Source organism: Halomonas sp. GT (genome assembly GCF_002082565.1).
Classification (GTDB): Bacteria; Pseudomonadota; Gammaproteobacteria; order Pseudomonadales; family Halomonadaceae; genus Vreelandella.
Genome location: NZ_CP020562.1, coordinates 18681 through 33320 on the forward strand (window position 1 = coordinate 18681; position 14640 = coordinate 33320).

Here is a 14640-nt window from a genome sequence, read left to right on the forward strand (position 1 = left end):
CGTGCTCTTAAACGTTCTTTTTATGCGTCGTACCCTTGGCGTATAGCATGCAGATTCGCATGTTGAGTGAATTTGTTAATCGAGCGTTCAAGGCGGGCTAGGTTATCTTCCTGCCACTTGCCTGGTGGCCGCAAGCGGCAGCGATCCAGGTCAATCAACCAGGGCTCACCATGATGATCAATCAAGATATTGCGCGCATTAAGATCAACATGATCAAGGCCTGCTTGATGGAAGCAATTGATCATTGTGCCAACGCGCTGAAGCAAAGCGTCATCTGCTTTCCCTGCTGCCAATAAGCTAGCAAGCGCCTGAGCGCCTGGAATCCTGACAGTTATGAGCGCGGCTTCATACGTAAGGCCATAACGAATAATGCAGCAGGCAACGGGGCGCGGCACGGGCAGCCCCTGGTCATACAGCGTAGCGGTTAAGCGCAGCTCGCGAAACGCACGGGTGCGCTCTTCACCCAGCCACAGGTAGCGTTTCTTACTCAGCTTGGCAATGAGTCCACCGCGGCGATAAGGCCGCAATACCCACTGTTCTGAATCACTGGCCTTTAAGAAAAAACTGCTTCCCCTTCCTGGTGCTTCCCCAACGATTAAATTACGCTCACGCCAATAGGCCTGATGGAATAGATCGGGATGAAGTGGGTGTGACTGCCCTTGAGACTGTTGTTGTGATTGATGTTGAGATCCAGCTTGCGATCGTTGTTGCGACAGTTGGTGTGACGTGGCAGCGTCACTTAAACTGTCTACATCATGTAAAATCAGCCAATTTCTTTGCCGGAGTGCCGCTAAGCGCATGAAGCCCTCTCTGCCTGCTCAACCTAACCATATTGCTATTTTGCGCCTCTCCGCGTTGGGAGATGTGTGCAATCTTGTGCCCACGGTGCGTGCTTTGCAGCGCCAATGGCCGCACGCTCGCATTACCTGGATAATCGGCAAGGGGGAGCACAGTTTACTGTCGGGGCTTTCTGGGGTCGAGTTTGTTGTTTATGACAAGTCCACCGGTCTTGCGGGCATGCGTACCCTGTGGAAAGAGCTTTCCGACACTCGCTTTGATGTACTGCTACATATGCAGCAGGCGATACGCGCTAGCGTGCTTTCGCTTGGCCTCAAGGCCAATGTACGGGTGGGCTATGATAAGTCGCGTGCTAAAGACGCCCAGCATTGGTTTACTCAGCATCAGCTTGCGCCGCATCCTAACGCCCATGTGTTGGAGTCGTTTATGGATTTCGCTCGCTTGCTCGGCGTAGAAGATGATCGATTGGAATGGAATCTGGCTGTACCACCGCTGGCTTATGAGGAAGCTCGTGGGGTCAGCGGCGAGGCGCCGTATCTCGTTATCAACCCTTGCAGCAACGCACGGTTGCGCAATTTTCGTAACTGGTCAGTGGAAGGCTATGCCAGCGTGATTGAACATGCTTGGGTACACCATGGTCTGAAGAGCGTGCTGACCGGAGGTGGTAGTTCTTTAGAGCGAGAAATCGGCGATCAAATTGAGGCGTTATGTCAACCGGATAGCGTTATTAATGCTATTGGCGGTACGTCGCTTAAAGGGGTACTGGCGCTGATTGATAATGCTCGTGCGGTTATTGCCCCCGATACGGGGCCAGCGCATATGGGGAATGCCATGGGTACGCCTACGCTTGGCCTCTACGCGACCACCAATCCCCAGCGTGCAGCGCCTTATTGTTGGCGGGATTTTGCGGTCAATGCCTACCCAGAAGCGGTTCGCACGTATCTGAATAAATCCGTCGATGAGGTTAGCTGGGGGCAGCGAGTACGCCATGCCGATGCCATGGATTTGATCAAGGCCGACGACGTGATTGCTAAGTTAGATGCGCTGCTGGCGTATACCGCAGTGCCGCCAACAACAGGACCTTCGGATGAGAGTTGATTTAACCGCCCTGGAACATGCCCGCGTACTGGTGGTGGGGGATGTGATGCTCGACCGCTATTGGCATGGTGGCACGTCGCGTATTTCACCCGAAGCGCCGGTGCCGGTGGTGCGTGTAGAAGATGCTGATGACCGCCCCGGTGGCGCGGCGAACGTGGCGCTGAATGTGGCCTCTCTCGGTGGCCAGGCTGCACTGGCCGGTGTGGTGGGAGAGGATGAAAATGCTGAACTGCTGACATTGCGTTTGGCGGCTTCGAATGTAAGTACTTACTTTCAGCGAAGCTCAGAGATACCTACGATTACCAAGCTGCGTGTGATGAGCCGTAATCAGCAGCTTCTGCGGCTGGACTTTGAACAGCGCCTCGATAGCGTCGATACCACAGCACTGCTGGAGCAGGTCGAAAAAGCGCTGCCTGATTGCGATGTGATGATTCTTTCCGACTACGGTAAAGGAACCCTTAATCAGGTCGAGACGCTGGTTCAGATGGCGCGTGCTTTTGGCAAGCGAGTGCTGGTCGACCCAAAGGGCCAAGATTTTAGTAAGTACCGTGGGGCGAGTTTGATTACGCCTAACTTAACCGAGTTTGAAGCGGTTGTTGGCCACTGCGCCAATGACGATGTTCTGGCTCAGCGCGGAGAAGCGTTGCGCGCCGAGCTTGAGTTAGAAGCGCTACTGATCACTCGCAGCGAAAAAGGTATGACCCTCATTCGTGAAGGTCACGCACCGCTCCATTTGCCCACCCGAGCCCAGGAAGTGTTCGACGTAACCGGCGCCGGCGATACCGTGATTGGCTTGATGGGGCTAGCGCTCGCATCAGGCCATGCATTACCAGAAGCGATGATGCTGGCCAACTTGGGGGCCGGCTTGGTGGTGGCCAAGCCGGGAACAGCGACGCTTTCGATAGCCGAGCTATACACCGCGTTACATGGCGACAAACTGGCTGAGTTTGGGGTGATTGACCAAGTCCCGCTGGTCGATGCCGTGCGTGCTGCCCAGCTGCGCGGCGAGCGCGTGGTGATGACCAATGGCTGCTTTGATATTCTCCATGCAGGGCACGTGGCCTACTTAGAACAAGCCAAACGCCTGGGGGATCGTCTTATCGTTGCGGTGAATGACGATGCCTCTATTGGGCGTTTGAAAGGCCCTAAACGGCCAATCAATCCGCTTAACCGACGTATGCAAGTGTTAGCTGGATTAGGCGCTGTCGATTGGGTCGTGCCATTTAGTGACGATACTCCCCAAGCGCTAATTGAAGCCGTTTTGCCGGATATTTTGGTAAAAGGCGGCGATTACCGCCCTGAAGATATTGCCGGTGGCGGAGCTGTTATCGCCAACGGCGGCGACGTAAAAGTACTGGGCTTTGAAGATGGCGTATCGACCAGCGCAATGATTAGCTCCATTCTGGATCGTGAGGGGTGATGGCGTCGCCAATTTGGCCTCGGCTGACTTATTCAGCGGTGCTTTATATGTTATCTCCGCTGATTGGGTGGCGCATCTGGCGTGAGCAAGTACTTACGTACTCACGCTTACAGCGACTTGGTATACGTTTGGGTACACTTCCCCCTGCGCCGCGAATTTGGTTGCACTGTGCTTCGGTGGGGGAAGTGCGCGCTGCCCGCCCCCTAATAGAGGGCTTGCTGGCGCGTTACCCTCAGTACAGCCTGTTGCTGACCACCATGACCGCGACGGGTGCTCAGCAGGTTCAAGCACTCATCGGTGAGCAAACCGCGCCGGATCAAGTAAGGCTTGCTCACCGCTTCCTCCCTTTAGATTTTCCAGGTGCGGCCAAGCGCTTTATTACCCGCGTGCAGCCCACTCTTGCCATTCTGTTTGAAACCGAACTGTGGCCCAACCTTCTGCACGCTTGTCACCAACAAGCAGTACCTGTCGCCGTAGTGAACGGGCGGCTATCGCCACGAGCCTTTGCACGCTATCAGCGCTTGCGTTCGTTAATGGCGAGTGCATTAGCTAATGTCACATGGTTGGCTGCTAAATCTGTACAAGATGCCGAGCGCTTTCAGGCACTAGGTTGCCGCGCAGAAGTAACCCGTGTCGTTGGTTCGTTAAAATTTGAGGTGCCATCTCAAGAAAAGGCTTTAAGAGAGAGTGAGCACTTACTTCAAGCCTGGAGCGCACGCCCAGTATGGGTGGCGGGTTCCACCCGGGATGGGGAAGAAGCACTACTCTTGGAGGCTCACCGTCAGCTATTGAAGCGCTTTCCAACAGCGCTACTGGTATTGGTGCCGCGACACCCGCAGCGTTTTGACGAGGTGGCCAAGCTGTGTGCCCAGGGCGGCTGGGAACTAAGTCGTCGAAGCCAGCAGCAGGCCGTGACGCCACAAACGCAGATTTACCTGGGGGATACGCTAGGTGAGCTGGCAGCGCTGTATGCAGCAGGGCATGTGGCCTATGTTGGCGGTAGTTTAGTGCCGTTGGGCGGCCACAATGTACTGGAGCCTGCGGCGTTGGGTAAGCCCGTGCTTTGCGGACCTTCACTTGAGAACTTTAGCGATGTGGCTGAGCCACTGTTAGCGGTAGGCGCGTTAAGCGTGGTGGATACCCCTGATGCCTTAGCCGACGCGCTGGCCGAGCGGCTGGCAGCGCCATTATTTGCTCTGCAAATTGGGAAGGCCGGGCAAGGGGTGGTTGAAGCCCATAGAGGCGCGCTGACGCGAACTCTCGATGGGCTTAGCCAGTGGCTAACGTAACGTGGTTCGTTCCACGCCGTCCGTCTTACCTAGCAGCAGTACATCGGCACCGCGCTGGGCGAATAAACCGTTAGTGACGACGCCAACAATGGCATTAATGCGTGCTTCCATGGACGCTGGGTCATCGATCATAAAGTCAAAACAGTCGATAATTTGATTGCCATTATCGGTGACGACACCTTGCCGATAGACGGGGTCAGCGCCTAATTTGACCAGCTCCCGAGCGACGTAGGAGCGTGCCATCGGAATAACTTCTACCGGTAGTGGGAAGTTGCCAAGTTGGCTAACGTATTTCGATCCATCGGCAATGCAAATAAATCGCTTGGCGCAGGCGGCGACGATTTTTTCCCGGGTCAGTGCTGCGCCACCTCCTTTTATCATTTGTAAGTTAGCATTTACTTCGTCTGCACCGTCGATGTAAAAAGGTACATCGCCAACATTGTTGAGTTCGAATATCTCGATACCTAGTGTTTGTAGGCGTTTAGCACTAGCTTCAGAGCTGGCAACGGCACCTTTGAAACGATCTCTTAGCGGGCCTAAACGATCAATAAACAGGTTCGCTGTTGAGCCTGTGCCAATACCGAGCACAGTGTCTTTTTCGAGATGAGGCTCAATCTCTTTAATCGCAGCGTCCGCTACGGCCGCTTTCAATTCATCTTGGGTCATCATATTTTCCTGCGTCAGGGTTAGGCAGTGCTCCCTAGTATAACGGCCTTAGCGTCCACTGCCGATGGAAACGCCGCTAGACGACGCTAGGCGTAATCTGCTACCAATAAAGGCTTTGCTCTCACCCGTCAGGGTCACGTTATTTTTTTGGGATTTCCGCATGCTCGAAGCAACCGTCAAAAAGATCCTCCAAGCCCGCGTTTATGAAGCCGCTTGTGAGACCCCTATTTCACCTGCACCCTTTTTGTCGCGTCGTTTCAACAACCAAATTTTGATTAAGCGCGAAGATCTTCAGCCAGTGTTTTCTTTCAAGATTCGTGGTGCTTACAACAAAATGGCCCAGCTAACTGAAGAGCAGAAGGCCAAGGGCGTGATTGCAGCATCAGCGGGGAATCATGCCCAAGGGTTGGCTATGGCAGCCAAGCTGATGGGTGTGAAAGCAGTTATTGTGATGCCGCGTATTACGCCCGATATCAAGGTTCAGGCAGTACGTGCCCGCGGTGCGAAGGTTATTTTGAAAGGTGATGCATTTGCTGCTGCTGCCGAGCATGCCCAAGAGTTGATTAAAGAGCATGGCTATACCTATATTCCGCCATTTGATGATATTGATGTGGTCGCAGGACAGGGGACTATCGGGGTAGAAATTCTGCGCCAACACAGTGGCCGTTTAGACGCTATTTTTATTCCTGTCGGCGGCGGCGGCTTAATTGCTGGCGTCGCAGCGTATGTGAAATATCTGCGCCCGGATATCAAAATCATCGCCGTAGAAGCCGAAGACAGCGCCTGTTTAAAAGCAGCACTAGAAGCCGGGGAGCGGGTCGTGCTGGATCAAGTTGGCGTGTTTGCGGAGGGGGTAGCCGTTGCGCAAATCGGTGAAGTGCCCTTTTCTTTAGTGCGCGACTTAATCGATGAGGTTATTACGGTGAATACCGATGAGATGTGCGCTGCGGTGAAGGATATCTTTGAAGATACCCGCGCTGTCGCAGAAACGTCTGGGGCGCTTTCGCTGGCTGGCCTAAAGAAATATGTGCAGCAAACCGGTGCCGAAGGCGAGACGCTGATATGTATTAACTCTGGTGCGAATACTAATTTTGATCGTTTGCAACATATTGCGGAACGTACCGAGCTGGGTGAGCAGCGTGAAGCGATCTTGGCGGTGACCATTGCGGAAAAACCAGGCAGCTTTAAAAAGTTCTGCCGCACACTGGGTAAACGCATGGTCACCGAGTTCAGCTATCGCTATGCGGATAATAGCGAGGCCCATATCTTTGTTGGTGTTCAAGTTAAACCGGGTGGTGAAGATCGTCAGGCGGTGATTGATAAGCTTCGTGAAGCTGGCTATCAGGTTGAAGACTTGACTGACAATGAGTTAGCGAAGCTACATATTCGCCACCTTAGTGGTGGTCGCCCCAGCGAGCGGTTTGAAGAAGAACTCTACCGCTTTGAGTTTCCTGAGCGCCCTGGTGCACTCATGAACTTTTTAACCCAGTTACCCCATGACTGGAATATTTCTTTGTTTCACTACCGAAATCATGGCGCTGCTTATGGTCGTGTATTGGTTGGCATGCAAGTGCCGAGTAGTGATCAAACCCATGTTGCAGAGTACTTAGATGCGATTGGCTACCGGTATTGGCGGGAAAGCGATAATCCGGCGTATCGGCTTTTCATGGCGTAACTAATTGTAAGTGCTTACTAACCCCGTGATGCAGAGCTGCTAAGAAGTGTGAACTTTTAGAAACGTTTAATGACGCGTTAAAAATAGCGCTGAAAGCAGTTGTCAGTCTTCCCCTATGGCCCTATAGTCGTTGGCGAAATTAAAGAGGGGTGTCATCTTTAGATAAGCACTGCTTAGATGGCGCACTAAGGGCATTTGACAACTGTGAAAGACGTTGGAGATGAGGCATGCGGCGGAAAAAGCCTGATATGGTGATGGCGCTAACGATGGTGTTTTTACTTGGGGTGCTCGCCACTGGATATGCGCAAGCGCTATCAGGAAGTTAACATTCCAAGTTAATCACAGCGCTTTCAGCGTAAACGCTGCACCTAGCTAAATGAAGCTGATATTTAAAACGGGCTGATCTTTAAGATCAGCCCGTTTTTGTTGGTCGAATAACCCCTGTGTCACTAGCTATCACGTCCAGCGGAATATCCCACGGCTCGATGGGTAGCACATCTACCTGCTGGCAGGCGTGAGCAACGCCTATAAGTGTTGGCGATGGCCCTTGGCCGCGCATAAAAGCGAGGCTTCGATCATAGAAACCACCTCCCATGCCCATGCGATTTGCTTGCTTATCAAACCCTACCAGCGGAACAATAAGCGTATCTAGCGCCCAAGCCGGCATGCGATTACGTCGCTCGGCAGCAAATCGTGAGCAGGGCTCAGCGATGCCAAAGCGGTTTTTAACCATCGGGGTGGACTCGCGGTAGGCAACAAACCAAAGGCGATTAGTCGAAAATGGGCGCAGTACAGGTAAGTAAATACTTACTTTTCTCTGACGAAGCCAGGGTATTAAGTGTGTCGGGTCTATCTCACCATTAACCGGTAAATAAAGGCTAATGCGTTTCGCCCGACGAATTTCAGGCAGCTGTTTAAGACGCTGGCAAAGGGCGGCAGCAGCTTGTTTTTGCTGATCTAGGGAAAGGATACGGCGTCTGCGTCTAAGCTCGCGGCGAAGCGCAATTTTGTCGCCGACTGTACTGCGGTCAGCAGTATCGTTCATAACGAGCTACTCATGGCGAGCTAACCAAAACTAAGTGTTCCCCAGAATGCCGCTGTCGTTCTGGCCCTGAACCTACTGGTTCAGGTGGGTGGCCGCAGCCAAACCGTCAGGCTTTCCGACGCACGGACATGCACACGGGTTTGGCTAGCATTTGGCCCCCTGGGTACTTCGCATAGGCTCGAGGGACTATAACGACTGGCGTACACCCCAGAGAACATCTCTATCCTAACAGAGCCAGTGATAATGCCAAAGAGCCGACAGCAGGTTCTTACGGTTCTTTTTGTTGGCGTGTATCCGCTAGTGCTCGTTCAAGGCGGTCGTTTAGGCGGCTAAGGTTTGCTTCGCTCGCGCGGTGCTCATCCATAATCTCAAGCAACTCATGGGTGATATTCAGGGCTGCCATTACTGCAACCCGCTCGCTGCCAAGGGCATTGCTTTGGGCATGAATGCCATTCATCGCGCGATCTAAATAGCGAGCAGCACGTTCAAGCTTAGCTTCTTCGCCAGTGTCGCAAGCAATCATGTAGCTGCGACCCAGTAGGGTAATTTCTTTGGTTGGCCGCTTCGCATTACTCATCAAAAACTCCAGCACAGGCCATTTTGTTGACCAATGCGTTAACATCGCTGCATAGGAAGGATAGTTGGCGTTCACTATAAGAGAGCGGCTTATGTGGGGTCAACGCACAGGCGCGTGCGCCGTGAGATTCCTTCTGAGGTTTAACACCCTTTTAGACATGTTGTTACGACGACTTCATTCCCCTTTTTTGTATAGCGAGCAATGCCCATGTCCTTAATCAATGAACGCCAGGATTTTTCTGACGTGGCGGATGTTTTTCTTCTGCATGGAAGTATGCAGTCGCCCGCGTTTTTGGATGGCCGCCTAAGTGGTCTATTAGCGCTACGTGATGTGACGGCTGAAGCATGGCTAGAAGAGGTATGCCTAAGCTTAGGAGTCGAACAGCCGCGAGATCCTGCTAGCGCTGAACGCTTATTAGGTTGGCGGCGTCAAACACTGGAGGCATTGAGCGCCAGCGATTTGAATTACACACCACTGCTACCCGATGAGCTTTTTTCACTTGCCGAGCAAGCCCAGGGACTAAAAGAGTGGACGCTAGGTTTTATGGAAGTCGTCGAGGACGTGGCTGATGAGGCGCTACGCGAACGCTGGTCTAAGACGTTACAAGAGGCCATCGATGACCTCGCAGGACTGGTTCAGATCGAGACCGATATTGATGATAGTCCTGAAAATGAAAACGATCTATTTGCGCTGACGGAACATGCGCGTATGGCGGCAATGCTGCTCTACACCGAGCAGCACCCAGGAATGCCCCAGGTTGAGCAGACCGACGCCCCCGTTCATTAATACAGGAGTTATCTATGTTGCCTGAGTTACTGCCTCGGCCCGCCGCTATTGCGCCTGCAGAATACCGCCAGCGCCGAGAAGCGCTCATCGCCCAGCTGCCTGCCAATGCTGCGCTAGTGGTGCCAAGCGCTGCCTTGGTAACGCGCTCTCACGATAGCGAATACGCGTTCCGCCAGCAGAGTGATTTTTACTACTTAACCGGCATTCAAGAGCCCGATGCGTTGCTTGTAGTGCTGCCTGGGCGCGAGGCAGGCCAAAGCGTGGTGTTTTGCCAAGACCGCGACGCCACTATGGAAGCCTGGACAGGTAGGCGACTAGGAGCCCAGGGCGTTGAGGCTCAGCATGGCATTGACCAAGCGTTTGAAAATGCTCAGCGGGAAGAGCTGTTACCAGGTCTATTGGCAGGCCGCGAACTGCTCTACCTGCCATTAGATAACACTGAGGCGTTGAATATTGCAGAAGAGGCGTTGGCCTGCGCTCAAGCTGGTCTACGCCGAGGTAAGCCCGCATTGAAAGGATGGCTGGATAGCCGCCCGCTTGTTCATGAGATGCGCCTTATTAAAAGCCCTGCTGAAATTTCCTTAATGCGCCATGCGGCAGCTATTTCAGCAAAGGCGCATACGCGTGCGATGCGTATCTGCCGTCCAGGGTTAAGCGAGTATCAGTTGCAGGCAGAGTTAGAGCACGAATTCGTTTGGCAGGGGGCTAGCGGGCCAGCGTATAGCACCATTGTTGGTGGTGGCGTTAACGCTTGCGTGCTGCACTATATTGAGAACAGCGATACGTTGCAGGCCAATACACTTGTGCTGATTGACGCAGGGGCCGAGTTCGACCTCTACGCTGGGGATATTACCCGTACTTTCCCGGTTAATGGTCGGTTCAATGACGCTCAGCGGGCGCTTTATCAAGTGGTGCTAGAGGCGCAAGAGCGTGCAGTGCACGCCGTCAAGCCGGGAGCCACGCTGGCGGATATTCATCAAGGAGTCGTGAGGGATTTAACCGCTGGGCTGATCGGTCTCGGGTTGTTAGAGGGCAATGTGCAGGCACGCATTGACGATGAGAGCTATCGGCGCTTTTACCTGCACTCTACGTCCCATTGGTTGGGGTTAGACGTGCATGATGTAGGAACTTATCGGTTGGATGAAGAGACGCCGCGCCTGCTAAACGAGGGGATGGTCGTCACGATTGAACCGGGTTTATATATTCCTAACGATGACGATATTCCTGTTGCTTACCGCGGTATTGGCATTCGTATTGAAGATGATGTCGTGGTGACCCGTGATGGGCATGAAGTGCTTACGTCAGCCGTGCCGAAGCGAATTGCTGATATAGAGCAATTAATGGCTAATAAATAAGCAGTAAAATTTTACTGATATTTTTTTATGTAATGTACATTACGAAATTACATTTGCTGGGTTTGGTTATCCATAGGAGATGTCAATGCATGGGACTAAGCAGGTAAAACAACACCAGCAAGCAGCTACGCTCACCCACGATGTCGTCATTGTGGGGGGCGGACTGGTCGGTGCCAGCTTAGGCTGTGCGTTAGCGCCGTTGATTGAACGCTACGGCTGGCGTGTGGCAATTGTTGAAGCGTCAGCCTTGCCTGAAAACGGTGAGAAGTCAGCGTGGCAGCCAAGCTTTGATGCTAGGGCCAGCGCTATTGCTGAAGGCTCTGCCCAGCGCTTTCGTGAACTGGGTGTTTGGGAGGCGATGCGCAGTGAAGCCACACCGATCAAGCGTATCCACATCAGCGAGCGGGGTCGCTTAGGTGCCACGAGGCTTAGTGCTCGGGAGCTGGGCGTGTCGGCATTGGGGCATGTCATTCCTAATGCTTGGATGGGGCGCGTGCTGCATCACCATCTTCAGCAACTGCCGATTGAGTGGCACTGCCCTGCAACGGTGGCGCAACTCACGCCACAAGCTAACGGCCACCGCCTTGTGCTTTCCGATGGGAGTGAACTAACGGCAGCACTGACTATTCTCGCTGATGGCGGGCGATCTGGGCTGAAAGAGCAGTTGGGCATCAGTAGTCGCCACCGCTCTTACGAGCAAACAGCCGTCATTGCTCATGTCGGTATTAGCCAGCCCCACGAGGGAGTTGCCTATGAGCGTTTTACAGCTGAAGGGCCGATCGCACTGTTGCCATTACCTGGCCAAGCGATGGAGCTGGTCTGGACGCATGCAAGCGGCACTGAGCAGGCGCGGTTAGCGCTCTCCGATTCGGCGTTTTTGCGCCAACTACAATCTGCCTTTGGTGATCGAGTCGGGCGTTTTACACGGTTGGGGCAGCGTTTCAGCTATCCGCTTTCTCTGATTACCGCGGAAGAGCCCGTTCGACCTGGGCTGGCAGTGTTGGGAAATGCTGCCCATGCGCTTCACCCAGTAGCGGGTCAAGGTTTCAACTTGGCACTACGTTCAGTGATGGATCTGGTCGAAGCATTAGCGCAGGGTGCCCAGAACCAACGTGCTCTTGGTGATATGGACATGCTACTAGCCTTTGAGCGGCGTCGAGCACAAGACCGTGCCAATGTCATTCGATTTAGCGATGGGTTAGTGCGTCTATTTGGCTATTCATTGCCCCTACTGCCGCACGCCCGAGCAGCTGGCCTGGTGGGGCTCAATTTAGTGGGCCCGCTTCGCCGCAGCTTGGCACGCAGAGCAATGGGGCTGGAGCGCTGATGCAACAAGCAGCTAAGGGAACGTTATGAAAACGCAAACAGCGGCAATAGATGTGCCGGTTGAACGTTTTGACGCGGTGATCGTAGGCGCTGGAATGGTCGGCACGGCGCTAGCAGGACTGCTGGCTAACGCTGGGATGCAAGTGGCGCTAGTAGAAACCAAAGCAGCACCACTGCGCTTAGATGCTTTTGGTGACCATCCGCCTGCTCCCAGGGTGAGTGCACTAACACCGGTTTCTCAGCGGCTGCTCTCACATTTGAAGGCGTGGCCCGCGATGGCTGCTACTAGGATAACGCCTTACCGTTATATGCAGGTGTGGGATGCAGAAGGCAGCGGTAGCATCCATTTTTCCGCCGATGAGGCAGGTGCGCCCGTACTTGGACATATTGTTGAAAACGATGTGACATTGGCCGCGTTAAATGAGCAGGTGCTAGCGCTGCCTTCGGTTAGCACTTTCTTTGGAGTGGGCGTGGAGGCTTTGCAAACCTCGGATAACGGGCGCTGGTTAGTGCTGGATGACGGCCGACAACTGAATACGCCGTTATTAATTGCTGCCGACGGTGCGCGTTCCACCATGCGTGAATTGGCAGGGATATCGGTGGCCGAAGAGTCTATGCAGCAAGAGGCCGTCGTTACCACCGTAAGGTGTGAAAAATCCCATGGTGACAAGGCCCGTCAGGCTTTTATCGCTGGCCATCCACTGGCTTTTTTGCCGTTAACGGTGAGCGGTGATGACCGCTACTGTTCGATTGTCTGGTCGACCACACCTGAGCATGCACATCAACTTACTGAACTCTCTAGTGATGCGTTGGGGCAGGCGCTTAGTGATGCTTTTGACTACCGTTTAGGTCAGGTGAGTGCCGTTGATACTGCCTATCGTTTTCCGCTGATTCAGCGCCATGCCGCTCACTACGTACAGCCTAATTTTGCATTGGTGGGCGATGCTGCCCATAGCATTCACCCGCTAGCGGGGCAGGGCGTTAACCTAGGATTTATGGATGCGGCAGTGCTGGCTGAGGAAGTGGTTAATGCATGGCAGCGAGGAGCCCCCTGGGGGGCGCTGACCACGCTCAGTCGCTACGAGCGGCGAAGACGCTTCGATAACAGCGCTATGCTAGGGCTGATGAAAGGGTTTAAAGTGCTTTTCGGTAGCCAAGTGCCCGCATTGACGCTGGCGCGCAATATGGGGATGAGTGGCATGAATCAGTTAGTGCCGTTAAAACGACTGGTGATGCGGCAGGCTATCGGAGAGCGAGGACGCCTGCCACAATCGTGTCGTTAACGGCGCCGACGGTCCACTACGTTCAGTGCCTTGAGTAAGTTCAGCGCTTCACTAAGCTGATAGTCCTCGCGTAGGCGCTGAGACATTTCAGCCCGTTCTCGGGGTATTGCGTCTTGGCCGCTTAGATGACCATCAAGATCAGCTTCGCGGATTTGACGTTGCCCCTCAGCCACTTCCAGGCGGCCGCGCACCACTTCCACGTCAGGCTCGATACCTTGTGCTTGGATTGAGCGCCCATTGGGGGTGTAGTAAAGCGCGGTTGTCAGCTTAAGGCCTTCACCATTGCCAAGCGGCATGATCTGCTGCACGGAGCCTTTGCCAAAGCTTTCGGTTCCCATGACCACGCCGCGGCGTTGGTCTTGCAGCGCCCCAGCGACAATTTCAGCTGCCGAAGCACTGCCGCTGTTTATCAGTACAACTAACGGCACATCATCGGCAGGCGTCTCTGCCGATGCCGAAAACGACATTTCAGTGTCGGAAAGACGTCCTTCGGTATACACAATTAGGCCTTCATCGAGGAATAGGTCGGCAACGCCAACGGCGGCCTGCAAAACGCCACCTGGGTTATTGCGTAAGTCGAGAATGAGTCCTTCAAGTGGCTGCTCTCGGGCCATTCGCTCTAACGATCTGCGTGCCTGTTCTGGGGTGCGCGACTGAAACTGGCTAATTCGCAAGTAGCCATAGCCTGGCTCCAGTACTTCATGCTTTACGCTTTCGCTACGAATCACTTCACGCGTCAGTGTAAACTCACGCGGCGACTCTTCGCCTGCCCGCAAGACAGAAATACGCAGTTGACTACCTGGTTCGCCGCGCATCAGGTTAACCGCCTCTTGTAGCGATAAACTGTCGGTTGGCGTTCCATCGATAGCCACAATCACATCACGGGATAATAGACCTGCTCGTGAAGCTGGAGTGTCATCGATGGGGGTGATGACCATCAGCTGCCCGTTTTCTGTTCCTACTTCAATGCCAATACCGCCAAACTCGCCTTGGGTGGATTCGCGCAGGCTTTGGTACTCTTCTTCGTCTAAATAGGCTGAATGGGGATCTAGTTCGCTGAGCATGCCTCGCATGGCATTACGCAATAACGTTCGATCGTCAACCTCTTCGACATAGCCGCGTTTAATGCGCTCAAACACTTCAGCAAAGGTCTGGATCTCTTCAAGCGGTAGGTCATCAGCAACGCTATTTACAGACTGAGCCACTAAGGGGAGTGGAGCCGTCAGCAGTACAAGAGGGAGCAGGGTAGCCAAAAAGCGCTTGGCTGGGGCCGATACCTTGGTAACAGATAGCGTCATGCGGACTCCGCTAGGCGAAAGGCA

At 53.7% G+C, this 14640-nt stretch carries 13 protein-coding genes and 1 other RNA gene; 8 read left to right on the top strand and 6 right to left on the bottom strand.

Features of this window, described 5'->3' with window-relative positions; all coding sequences use genetic code 11:
• Nucleotides 1-20: 20 nt before the first annotated feature.
• Nucleotides 21-800 carry a 3-deoxy-D-manno-octulosonic acid kinase gene (locus tag B6A39_RS00080; protein WP_083000180.1) on the bottom strand — a complete coding sequence of 260 codons (780 nt, stop codon included), beginning with the start codon at nucleotides 798-800 and terminating at the stop codon, nucleotides 21-23.
• Here B6A39_RS00080 and B6A39_RS00085 point away from each other — a divergent pair.
• From B6A39_RS00085 to waaA, 3 genes are read left to right on the top strand one after another with little or no spacing between them, the layout of a single operon-like run.
• Nucleotides 799-1896, top strand: coding sequence for a glycosyltransferase family 9 protein (locus B6A39_RS00085; RefSeq protein WP_083000182.1), 1098 nt, complete (start codon nucleotides 799-801; stop codon nucleotides 1894-1896). The two genes, B6A39_RS00080 and B6A39_RS00085, sit on opposite strands and share 2 nt — an antisense overlap.
• A complete protein-coding gene (gene hldE / locus B6A39_RS00090; RefSeq protein WP_083000185.1) occupies nucleotides 1886-3316 on the top strand; it encodes a bifunctional D-glycero-beta-D-manno-heptose-7-phosphate kinase/D-glycero-beta-D-manno-heptose 1-phosphate adenylyltransferase HldE in 1431 nt (476 codons plus the stop codon). The genes B6A39_RS00085 and hldE overlap by 11 nt, the downstream gene beginning before the upstream one ends.
• Nucleotides 3316-4605 carry a lipid IV(A) 3-deoxy-D-manno-octulosonic acid transferase gene (waaA, locus tag B6A39_RS00095; RefSeq protein ID WP_083000187.1) on the top strand — a complete coding sequence of 430 codons (1290 nt, stop codon included), beginning with the start codon at nucleotides 3316-3318 and terminating at the stop codon, nucleotides 4603-4605. The genes hldE and waaA overlap by 1 nt, the downstream gene beginning before the upstream one ends.
• Here waaA and rpiA read toward each other — a convergent pair.
• On the bottom strand, nucleotides 4597-5271 hold the full coding sequence (rpiA, locus tag B6A39_RS00100; protein ID WP_083000190.1) for a ribose-5-phosphate isomerase RpiA: 675 nt from the start codon (nucleotides 5269-5271) through the stop codon (nucleotides 4597-4599). The two genes, waaA and rpiA, sit on opposite strands and share 9 nt — an antisense overlap.
• A 160-nt stretch (nucleotides 5272-5431) precedes the next feature.
• On the opposite strand from rpiA, the gene ilvA reads away from it, so the two are divergent.
• The gene (ilvA, locus tag B6A39_RS00105; RefSeq protein ID WP_083000192.1) at nucleotides 5432-6946 is read left to right on the top strand and encodes a threonine ammonia-lyase, biosynthetic; all 1515 of its coding nucleotides are present in this window, start codon (nucleotides 5432-5434) and stop codon (nucleotides 6944-6946) included.
• 412 nt (nucleotides 6947-7358) lie between these two features.
• On the opposite strand, the gene B6A39_RS00110 is transcribed toward ilvA, so the two are convergent.
• The 3 genes from B6A39_RS00110 to B6A39_RS00120 form a co-directional block, all read right to left on the bottom strand.
• On the bottom strand, nucleotides 7359-7991 hold the full coding sequence (locus tag B6A39_RS00110) for a 5-formyltetrahydrofolate cyclo-ligase (RefSeq protein ID WP_083000194.1): 633 nt from the start codon (nucleotides 7989-7991) through the stop codon (nucleotides 7359-7361).
• 34 nt (nucleotides 7992-8025) lie between these two features.
• Nucleotides 8026-8208, bottom strand: a non-coding RNA gene (gene ssrS / locus B6A39_RS00115) — 6S RNA.
• Between the two features lie 51 nt (nucleotides 8209-8259).
• Nucleotides 8260-8568, bottom strand: a complete 309-nt coding sequence (locus B6A39_RS00120; protein WP_009723371.1) for a cell division protein ZapA — start codon at nucleotides 8566-8568, stop codon at nucleotides 8260-8262.
• Between the two features lie 207 nt (nucleotides 8569-8775).
• Between B6A39_RS00120 and B6A39_RS00125 the strand changes: the two genes are divergently transcribed.
• The 4 genes from B6A39_RS00125 to B6A39_RS00140 all read left to right on the top strand — a co-directional run bounded on the left by B6A39_RS00125 (nucleotide 8776) and on the right by B6A39_RS00140 (nucleotide 13318).
• A complete protein-coding gene (locus B6A39_RS00125) occupies nucleotides 8776-9354 on the top strand; it encodes a UPF0149 family protein (RefSeq protein WP_083000197.1) in 579 nt (192 codons plus the stop codon).
• Between the two features lie 14 nt (nucleotides 9355-9368).
• A complete protein-coding gene (pepP, locus tag B6A39_RS00130; RefSeq protein ID WP_083000199.1) occupies nucleotides 9369-10709 on the top strand; it encodes a Xaa-Pro aminopeptidase in 1341 nt (446 codons plus the stop codon).
• An 85-nt stretch (nucleotides 10710-10794) separates the two neighbouring features.
• Complete coding sequence (gene ubiH / locus B6A39_RS00135) at nucleotides 10795-12036, top strand: 2-octaprenyl-6-methoxyphenyl hydroxylase (protein ID WP_083000201.1); 1242 nt, start codon at nucleotides 10795-10797, stop codon at nucleotides 12034-12036.
• Nucleotides 12037-12061: 25 nt separating this feature from the next.
• Entirely contained in the window at nucleotides 12062-13318 is a 1257-nt protein-coding gene (locus B6A39_RS00140) for a UbiH/UbiF/VisC/COQ6 family ubiquinone biosynthesis hydroxylase (RefSeq protein ID WP_083000203.1), read from the top strand.
• On the opposite strand, the gene B6A39_RS00145 is transcribed toward B6A39_RS00140, so the two are convergent.
• Complete coding sequence (locus tag B6A39_RS00145) at nucleotides 13315-14616, bottom strand: S41 family peptidase (RefSeq protein ID WP_083000205.1); 1302 nt, start codon at nucleotides 14614-14616, stop codon at nucleotides 13315-13317. The two genes, B6A39_RS00140 and B6A39_RS00145, sit on opposite strands and share 4 nt — an antisense overlap.
• Between the last annotated feature and the right edge of the window lie 24 nt (nucleotides 14617-14640).

Coding starts and splice junctions, on each gene's coding strand:
- B6A39_RS00085 (WP_083000182.1), top strand. CDS start 799: ATGAAGCCCTCTCTGCCTGCTCAACCTAACCATATTGCTATTTTGCGC.
- B6A39_RS00080 (WP_083000180.1), bottom strand. CDS start 800: ATGCGCTTAGCGGCACTCCGGCAAAGAAATTGGCTGATTTTACATGAT.
- waaA (WP_083000187.1), top strand. CDS start 3,316: ATGGCGTCGCCAATTTGGCCTCGGCTGACTTATTCAGCGGTGCTTTAT.
- B6A39_RS00140 (WP_083000203.1), top strand. CDS start 12,062: ATGAAAACGCAAACAGCGGCAATAGATGTGCCGGTTGAACGTTTTGAC.
- B6A39_RS00120 (WP_009723371.1), bottom strand. CDS start 8,568: ATGAGTAATGCGAAGCGGCCAACCAAAGAAATTACCCTACTGGGTCGC.
- rpiA (WP_083000190.1), bottom strand. CDS start 5,271: ATGACCCAAGATGAATTGAAAGCGGCCGTAGCGGACGCTGCGATTAAA.
- hldE (WP_083000185.1), top strand. CDS start 1,886: ATGAGAGTTGATTTAACCGCCCTGGAACATGCCCGCGTACTGGTGGTG.
- B6A39_RS00145 (WP_083000205.1), bottom strand. CDS start 14,616: ATGACGCTATCTGTTACCAAGGTATCGGCCCCAGCCAAGCGCTTTTTG.
- B6A39_RS00125 (WP_083000197.1), top strand. CDS start 8,776: ATGTCCTTAATCAATGAACGCCAGGATTTTTCTGACGTGGCGGATGTT.
- ilvA (WP_083000192.1), top strand. CDS start 5,432: ATGCTCGAAGCAACCGTCAAAAAGATCCTCCAAGCCCGCGTTTATGAA.
- pepP (WP_083000199.1), top strand. CDS start 9,369: ATGTTGCCTGAGTTACTGCCTCGGCCCGCCGCTATTGCGCCTGCAGAA.
- B6A39_RS00110 (WP_083000194.1), bottom strand. CDS start 7,991: ATGAACGATACTGCTGACCGCAGTACAGTCGGCGACAAAATTGCGCTT.
- ubiH (WP_083000201.1), top strand. CDS start 10,795: ATGCATGGGACTAAGCAGGTAAAACAACACCAGCAAGCAGCTACGCTC.